Genomic DNA, 5,532 nt, shown 5'->3' with positions numbered 1-5,532 from the left:
CCGGTTCCCGGTTCCCGTCCCCGGTTCCCCGGTTCCCCGGTTCCCCGGTTCCCCGGTTCCCCGGTTCCCCGGTTCCCCGGTTCCCCGGTTCCCCGGTTCCCCGGTTCCCGTACTTATTATACCCGTTTCCGTGGGGAAGGCGGAGAATTGGTGCTTTCAATTCGTGAAGATTGTCGCCGAGGCTCGCGGTGATGGCGATATCGAATCGGATACTCATCGCCTCGTCCCATTCCAGACAGAGGAACCCGCTATCACGCATGTATTCCTCGACCCCGGAAGAGAACACGGCGCCGCTCGTCTGTGTGCAGAAGAGTTGAATACGCGGATCCTGAAAAGCGGGCAGCACGTCGGTGATGCGGGTGGCGGCGGCGAGACTATGGATGACGGCGAGCACCCGAAGCGAGGTCCGAGCGGTCCTCCACTCGCTGTGCAGGGCGCTGATATGACGAGCCGCTGGTGGAAGATCCGCCCTCTTGTACGTCACAAGGGGGCAAGCATACTGGTCAACGCGCCAACCGGGCAAAAGAGGACATGAGGGAGAGGGTGGTACCACCAGGCCAGGGCTTTGCCCCGGTTTCCGGTACAGGCCGGGTAGTGAGGTGACCTCAGCGAGTTTGTGTAGGACGAAGGCGGCTTTGACGAGGTCGCCGATCTGGAAAAGGCTCGTGGTGGTGTGCCGTAGCAGCCGCCACCGCCCGACCAGCAGGGCCATCGCGCGTTCGCCGATGATGGGGCGTTTTATCCGTCGCGCAGCTCCTCACATCTTCGCTGCTGTGACGAGGATCGAGGCGGCCTCGGCCGCTCAACCCAGGTACGGGTAGGTGCCGGCCAGGTAGTCGCCGATCTGCTGCCGCATACTCGGATGAATGTCGTACTCGTCTAGGTCGGCGGGCGGCACGAAGCGGACCCCGTCGGCTTCGTCGTTGACGGTCGGTTCACCACTCACAGGGCGTCCGATGTAGGCGTTCTCGTACTGCTGCCGGATCTCGCCGTCGGTATAGGCAACAATGTGGTCAGGGTTGGTGTATACCCCCAAGAAGCCCGTGATCTCGGTAACGATTCCGGTCTCCTCGAGGCATTCGCGTATCGCGCACTGTGCCGCTGTCTCACCGATGTCTTGGGCGCCTCCGGATAAAGCCCACTGGCCGGTGTCGCGACGCCGCTGCAGAAGAATCGCGCCCTCGTCGTTCACGACGAGCAGGTTGCTGGCCGGGATCAGCGTATTGGCCTTGGGCGCGTTGGGATCGTAGTAGTACTCGGTCCTACCCATTGCTGCTGCGCTCCTGAGTGTCGGGCGGCCCAGCCGCCAGGATCGCCGAGCTGGTGCGCGGGCACTGGGACATCGAGACCCTGCACCACATCAGAGACGCCACGTTCGGCGAGGACGCCTGCAAGGTCCGAACCGGCCCCCGACGCGCTCCGCTGGATTTCCTACGAGTGCTTCTCCCGCCCGCTCGATTTGATCGCGCTGTCTTGACCAGCAACGATGCCGGCTCGCACCGAGAATGAGTCAGCCGTGCTTGGGACCCGGTCGTGCATAGAGGAACGATAGTGGACGTTCTCCTTCGCAGAAGGTCTGTGTCTTGCTTTTCCCGGAGGGCCAAGGCCGATCTCAGGTGAGGGTTCCACGTGCTGGGAGACACGCTCCAGAGGGGACAGATACACCTACACACGACCCGCTTTCATGTTCTCCACGATGCGCACCGCTCCGGCCCGAAATCCTGGATCAAACGAGCCCCTTATTCGTACCCAACGACCCAACCTTCATCCAGGTTCGGTATCCGGGATCTCAGGGGAAGCGCAAGACTTACCGTGTGTCTGCTCTGCTGTTGGTTTCGGTGCCGGTGGGCTCCATTCGTCACTGAGGATGGAATGGGCGATGGAGTCGCGCCATGCCTCCCCGGTCCACAGGTGACGCCGGATGCGTCCCTCTTCGATCATCCCGGCGCTGTTCATGACGGCCGCGGAGGCCGCGTTGTCGGGAGAGCGCGCACCCCAGATCCGGGCAAGGCGCAACGTGTCGAAGCCGAGCCGGAGAAGGAGGTGAAGCAGCTCTGTCCCGAGCCCCTGCCCCCACAGTCCATGGTGAAGTGCGAAGCCGATCTGGGCCGAGTGTGGGCGCTCGTCCAGGGCCAGCCGTGCCGTGCCAACGAGGTGACCATCCTTCGCCGCGGCCAACATGTACACGCGGCGGGGTTCGGTCTCGGCATCCTTCATCGCGGAGTCGATGAGCGCCACGCACTGGTCCCAGGTGCGCGGCGAGAAGGACAGATGTTCGACGGTCTTCTGATCGCCGTACACCGTGCAAAGATCATCAGCATCAGCCCGGCTCAGCTCACGCAGTGTCAGCAAGCGGCCGGTCAGCAAGACAGGAAACATGATGCGAGGCTAGCGACCCGCCGTAAGCGCGGCGGCGGGGGGCTGTGCGTACACCTCGATCTCTTCTCGCAGCTGTCGCACCGTGGAACTCCCGGCGTAGCCGGGCTTGCGCAGCGAGGTATGGACCCGCATCACACTTCCCACGATGCCGGCGATCCGCTGTTCGGCTGGCAGGGAGAGAACCGGGGCGAGTGCTTCCTGGGCTCCTTCCACCTCGCCGAGGCAGATGTGGGCGAATGCGAGGTCAGCACGAGCACCGGCCTCGTCACCAAACGCCCAGTCGTCGCTCTGGCTCTCGTGAGCCGACTCATAGGCCGCGACGGCGCGTGTCGCCGCGTGCTTGGCCTCTTCTTCTTCCCCCGGAACCCAGATCCGTGTCTCGGCGTCGTAGTAGGCCTGTCGGCAGGGCGCGAAGCGCATCAGCCGCCCAGGCTGTCCAAGTCGTCGGGTTCCATGGCCGCGCGAAGCTCCTCGGCGCGACGAAGAGCGCTCACGGCCCGCTCACCGTCCCCCAGCGCGGCCCACGTCCGCGCGCTCTGTGAAGCCAGCCATACGGCACCACTTCCGGTTTCATTGGTCATGAGATCTTCAGCAGCGCTCGCGTATCGAGCGGCCTCGCTTGTCCATCCTGCCCAGTAGGCCATCAGCGACTGTTGGGCGCGGACTCGGATCATCAATCCGGGGTGTTCGGCCTGGTCTGCGCAGATGGAGGCGGTCCGGGCCTGCTTCATGGCGGATTGGGGGTCGCCTGTGTCGTGGGAGCCTTGGCGAGCATGATGCTGAGGATTCCAGCCAGGACATAGAGATCCTTGCTCTGGCTCGGTCGCTGCCTGCCCTCCAACTGGCGAAAGGCCACGTCTTGGGCCTCGATGAGGTCGCTGAGAACGTCGCCGAGTGGAACGCGGGGGTACACGCTGGAGATCCGGGCGGTCTCCTCATAGAGAGCCTGGATGGTTTCGGGTCCGGTGTTGGATCCTTCCACCAAAGAGCCGAATCTCAGAGCACGCCTGGCTGCCATCTCAACCTGCCTTTCAGAAGATGAGGGTTCGTCAGTCGGAGGTTGGGTGATTCGCCCGGTGAGGGAATGTGAAGCCTTCACCGGACCGTTTTCCTGGCCGACGCGGAGAAGGACGTCGCGCTCGGCTTCGCCAAGGCGTTCAAAACCTTCTGCGCTGAGAAGGTTGAGTGGTTGCGCCCCGTACAGCTTGGCAAATGCCACGATCTGGAGTGCTTGAGGAGCCCTACCGCCTTTGCTCGGCCACAGCTCCAATCGGCTGAGCGTCGCTTGATCCACACCGTAGCCAGGTGTTGCTTTGGAGTAGCGAGCGGCGGCTTCTGTCTGACTCCACCCATGAAGCTGGCGGTAAGCCGCGAGCGGGGTTATTCCGCATTTCGTCCGGATCTCCTGGGCAATCTCGTTGTCCGACCGTCCCTGATGCCGCATTCGGTCAACAAGGGAACGGACCTGCGCCTTTGTCCACTTCGTCATCGCAACCCTCCGAAGGCTTGATTACAGAGTGCCCAAGGAACGCGCAAGCGCAACGACACAGCCGATCCGTTCAAGGGCTACAGCGACATAAGAACGCGAAGACCCTGAAAAATTCGCAGGTCAGACCAGGGAAATCCTGCATAGAAACTATGGCGCGAACCCTAGTGCTTTTCGAGTGCGAAACGTGTTCGATCGAGAGCGATCAGATGCCAATACGGCGCGGACAAGCGCAGTCGATCCATCAGAGGTGACACACATGGGGGCGAGGCTGAGGGCCCTTCCTAGACGAGTTCCCGCCTACTCGACGGCCCTCTTCGCGACCCGTGCCGGGCGCCGTCACGCGGCTCGATTCGGCTCGACTCCCGACCAGGTGACAGCGGCGAGGCACTGGGTCAGAGGCGTCACGGGCCTGCGTCCGCATCAGGAGGATGCCCTGGAGATCGCGGTTTCGGAGCTGGTCACCAACGCCCTGACCCATACCGCCTCAGGCCAAGATGGCGGCTTCACGATCGTGCTCAGCTACCCATCGGAAGGGCGTATCCGGGTCAGCGTCACCGACAACGGTCCGCGCCTTGGATGCGCGCCGACCTTCCCGAAACTGGCCGAGGCATCGCCAGATGGAATGCACGGGCGTGGTCTGCTCCTGGTGAGTCGTTTCAGTCGGCGCATGGGGGTTCTCGGTGTCCTCGGCGAACCGCTGACCGTGTGGGCCGTCTTCGACCGGTCCGATCTGCGGTGAGCGGGGTGCTGGCGGACATGCCGTGGAGAGTTACCGACGACCGCGCGTTCTACGACCAGGCCGAGGCATACCAGCAGCACACCGGCGAGCGCTGGTGGATCATGTGGTCCCCCTCTGGCCGGGTGTTCGTAGCGTTCTACTGCGGCCCGTTCACGATTCGTCCCGTCAGGGTCGCGCCCCACGGTGACCTCCTCAGCGAACTCGCCCGCGCCGAACGCGCGGCCTTCCGCCTGGCGCACCGGCCGTCCAACCGTCCCGGACCCGCGTGGGGATCCCCATGATCCGGCGCGGCGGTGTGGTGAAACCGCTCCTTTCCCGAGCGGCGATGACGCGACCCCTCCCGGCGTTCCCGCACCGCCGCGCCACTCAAAACCCCGACCGCCGCACCACAAGCAGCGCAGAAAGCGCACCCCCCACGCCACCACGACCGTGCAGGAAGCCCAACACCTCGCCGAGACCCTCGGCGCCGATACCGACACCAGCGAACCTTCCCGCATGACCACGATCACGGCGGGAGCCTAGACGCCATCCGGTCGGAGACGACCCACCCGGCCGGATGGCTCACGGGCAGCGAGAAGTGACCCCGGTTGTCACTGTGGGGGATCGCTCCTCGCTGCTCAGGAAGGAAAGCACATGCTCGAACAACGAACCGTGAGGAGACTGATGGACACCAGCACGCCCTACGCCGACGACGAACTGGTCCTCGCTGTGGAGGACATCGCGGCCGTCCGTTCCCGCGCCGAGCAACCCTCCGACGGTGGAAGCACCGGCAAGGGTGACACCAACGACAACGCCCTGCACTAGGAGCCATCGTGACCGCTGATCTGATCAGCGGCCGTCTGGGCGGGGAGGAGTTCCCCGCCCAGGTGCTCGGCCGCGAACACCGCCGCTACCCTGCCCCCGGCGACGAGCGCGAAGCCTTCGC

At 64.3% G+C, this 5,532-nt stretch carries 8 protein-coding genes and 1 pseudogene; 3 read left to right on the top strand and 6 right to left on the bottom strand.

Going from position 1 to position 5,532, the window contains the following annotated elements:
• The 6 genes and pseudogenes from VS93_RS32270 to VS93_RS32255 form a co-directional block, all read right to left on the bottom strand.
• Positions 1 to 712 (bottom strand): annotated as a pseudogene (locus tag VS93_RS32270) (hypothetical protein); the annotation flags it as partial.
• 90 nt (positions 713 to 802) lie between these two features.
• Positions 803 to 1,270, bottom strand: coding sequence for an NUDIX hydrolase (locus tag VS93_RS25855; protein WP_046472461.1), 468 nt, complete (start codon positions 1,268 to 1,270; stop codon positions 803 to 805).
• Positions 1,271 to 1,764: 494 nt separating this feature from the next.
• Positions 1,765 to 2,367: a GNAT family N-acetyltransferase gene (locus VS93_RS25850; RefSeq protein ID WP_236700751.1), complete on the bottom strand. Its 603-nt coding sequence runs from the start codon at positions 2,365 to 2,367 to the stop codon at positions 1,765 to 1,767.
• 21 nt (positions 2,368 to 2,388) lie between these two features.
• Positions 2,389 to 2,799, bottom strand: a complete 411-nt coding sequence (locus VS93_RS32265) for a hypothetical protein (RefSeq protein WP_236700750.1) — start codon at positions 2,797 to 2,799, stop codon at positions 2,389 to 2,391.
• Positions 2,799 to 2,960 (bottom strand): hypothetical protein, encoded by a 162-nt coding sequence (locus VS93_RS32260; protein WP_236700749.1) that lies wholly within the window; start codon positions 2,958 to 2,960, stop codon positions 2,799 to 2,801. Before VS93_RS32260 ends, VS93_RS32265 begins: the two co-directional genes overlap by 1 nt.
• Positions 2,961 to 3,106: 146 nt before the next feature.
• Positions 3,107 to 3,868, bottom strand: coding sequence for a helix-turn-helix domain-containing protein (locus VS93_RS32255; protein WP_236700748.1), 762 nt, complete (start codon positions 3,866 to 3,868; stop codon positions 3,107 to 3,109).
• A 256-nt stretch (positions 3,869 to 4,124) separates the two neighbouring features.
• On the opposite strand from VS93_RS32255, the gene VS93_RS25840 reads away from it, so the two are divergent.
• From VS93_RS25840 to VS93_RS30160, 3 genes are all read left to right on the top strand, one after another.
• Positions 4,125 to 4,607, top strand: coding sequence for an ATP-binding protein (locus VS93_RS25840; RefSeq protein WP_082127209.1), 483 nt, complete (start codon positions 4,125 to 4,127; stop codon positions 4,605 to 4,607).
• 17 nt (positions 4,608 to 4,624) lie between these two features.
• The gene (locus tag VS93_RS25835; RefSeq protein ID WP_156185023.1) at positions 4,625 to 4,888 is read left to right on the top strand and encodes a hypothetical protein; all 264 of its coding nucleotides are present in this window, start codon (positions 4,625 to 4,627) and stop codon (positions 4,886 to 4,888) included.
• Between the two features lie 382 nt (positions 4,889 to 5,270).
• Positions 5,271 to 5,411, top strand: a complete 141-nt coding sequence (locus VS93_RS30160) for a hypothetical protein (RefSeq protein WP_173434371.1) — start codon at positions 5,271 to 5,273, stop codon at positions 5,409 to 5,411.
• Positions 5,412 to 5,532 lie beyond the last annotated feature (121 nt).

It is taken from the genome of Allosalinactinospora lopnorensis (assembly GCF_000981225.1).
Taxonomy (GTDB): domain Bacteria; phylum Actinomycetota; class Actinomycetes; order Streptosporangiales; family Streptosporangiaceae; genus Allosalinactinospora; species Allosalinactinospora lopnorensis.
The sequence above is the reverse complement of the archived record's forward strand: the minus strand, read 5'-3'. Positions and strand labels throughout refer to the sequence as shown.

Excerpts from the sequence above, each read along its gene's own strand:
- VS93_RS30160 (WP_173434371.1), top strand. The coding sequence starts at position 5,271 with ATGGACACCAGCACGCCCTACGCCGACGACGAACTGGTCCTCGCTGTG.
- VS93_RS32255 (WP_236700748.1), bottom strand. The coding sequence starts at position 3,868 with ATGACGAAGTGGACAAAGGCGCAGGTCCGTTCCCTTGTTGACCGAATG.
- VS93_RS32265 (WP_236700750.1), bottom strand. The coding sequence starts at position 2,799 with ATGCGCTTCGCGCCCTGCCGACAGGCCTACTACGACGCCGAGACACGG.
- VS93_RS25855 (WP_046472461.1), bottom strand. The coding sequence starts at position 1,270 with ATGGGTAGGACCGAGTACTACTACGATCCCAACGCGCCCAAGGCCAAT.
- VS93_RS25840 (WP_082127209.1), top strand. The coding sequence starts at position 4,125 with ATGGGGGCGAGGCTGAGGGCCCTTCCTAGACGAGTTCCCGCCTACTCG.
- VS93_RS25835 (WP_156185023.1), top strand. The coding sequence starts at position 4,625 with ATGCCGTGGAGAGTTACCGACGACCGCGCGTTCTACGACCAGGCCGAG.
- VS93_RS32260 (WP_236700749.1), bottom strand. The coding sequence starts at position 2,960 with ATGACCAATGAAACCGGAAGTGGTGCCGTATGGCTGGCTTCACAGAGC.